The 1584-nt window shown below is 64.1% G+C and carries 1 protein-coding gene; it reads right to left on the reverse strand.

Annotated features, from left to right (window positions below):
- Positions 1-33: 33 nt before the first annotated feature.
- Positions 34-1583 (reverse strand): IS3 family transposase gene (locus tag J8I34_RS33895; protein ID WP_371748206.1). Its coding sequence is split into 2 segments (ribosomal slippage): positions 34-1097 and positions 1097-1583, totalling 1551 coding nucleotides; the frame shifts between segments, so codons are not numbered across the junction.
- Position 1584 lies beyond the last annotated feature (1 nt).

The raw sequence follows: 1584 nt of genomic DNA on the forward strand, positions 1-1584 counted from the left end.
CGGTGTGTGTCAAGGTAGTTGTCGCGTCCGCCGTTATGCTGCTTTCCGGTGCTCCTTAGCTTCCAGCTCAGCTCGCTCGGGGTTCAGGTAGACCACTGGCTCCAGCTTCCAATTCCGGATCCCTCGCGACCAGCGCTGCGGATGTCGGGTGCGGGCTGCCAGATATAGCATCGTGCGTCGCGCCAGTAAGGGCGGCGCTTCCCCGCGGTGCCGCTGGTTCGGCGTGACGTACTTCAGGCCGCTGTGGCGATGCTCCTCGTTGTACCAGCACACAAACCGGTGCACCCAGTCGCGCGCCTGCTGCAGCGTATTGAAGGGCCGATCCGGCCACAGCGGGCAGTACTTGGCCGTGCGGAACAGCGCTTCCGCGTAAGCGTTGTCATTGCTCACACGCGGACGACTGTATGAGGGCTGCACGCCCAGGTAACCCATCATCGCCAGCATCGTCCCTCCTTTCATGACGCTGCCATTGTCCGAATGCAGCACTAGCGGCCGGCCGGCGGTCTGCTCGCGCAAACAGCCCAGCGACAGCAGTTCGCTGGCATGGTTGGCCGATTCGCTCTCGTGCACCTCGTTGACTACCAGTTTGCGGCTGTAGATGTCCTGCATCATGTACCAGTAGAAGAAGCGACCTTTCACCGTCGTGGGCATCCACGTGATATCCCAGCACCACACCTGGTTGGGTCCGTCGGCTCGGTGCGTGGTCAACGGACGCGACTTGGCTTCGTGGCCGCGCCCGCGCCGGCGCGCCTGGCCGGCGGCCTTGAGCACGCGGTAGAAGGTCGACTCCGAGGCCAGATAGCGCCCTTCGTCGGCCAGCTTGGGTACGATCTGGTGCGGCGTCAGGCCCTCGCAGCCGGGCTCGTTGGCCGCGGCCAGCACGGCCTCACGCTCGGCCTCGCTGAGCTTGTTGGCCGGCACCGGACGCTGCGCGCCCGGTCGTCCATCTTCAGGCGTATGGCGCCAGCGCTGCAAGGTGCGCTCGTTCAGGCCTAATTCCTCGCACGCGCGAGCCTGGCGCGCGCCGCTCTTTACCGCTTCATCGATCAACACAATGGCTTTGCGGCGATCCGAGACGTTGATCAGTCTTCCTCGTCCCTTCCCCAGATCGCCTCGGCTTTTTTTCTTAGCACCAGCAGCGCTGCGGTTTCCGCCAGCGCGGCGTCCTTGCGCTTCAGCTCACGCTCCAGGTCCCGGATTCGCTTCTTCGCGGTGGCTTCCTCACGCAGCTGTGCCATGTCTGCCTTGGGCGGCGTCTTCGCATTCGCCTGCTCACAGGCAGCACGCCACTGCCGGATCTGTTCTGGCTGAATGCCCTTCCTGCGGCAGTACTCGGACAGCTCCGCTTCACTCAGGGGCGCCGTCTCCAGCACTACCCGGAACTTGTCCGCGCTGGACCACTTATCGCTCTGTTTGCCGTTGCCTGGCACAACCCGTCCTTGCTCTCGCGCCTCGTTGCGCCAGGTGCGCAGGCTCACCGTCGTGACACCCGTCTCCCTGGCCAACTCCACAACCGATCGGTTCACGGGCGGCATCATCTGCTCAACCACCCATTCCTTGTACTCCGCCGGATAGCGTTTCATT

The organism is Cupriavidus phytohabitans (genome assembly GCF_017815025.1).
In the GTDB taxonomy this organism is placed as follows: domain Bacteria; phylum Pseudomonadota; class Gammaproteobacteria; order Burkholderiales; family Burkholderiaceae; genus Cupriavidus.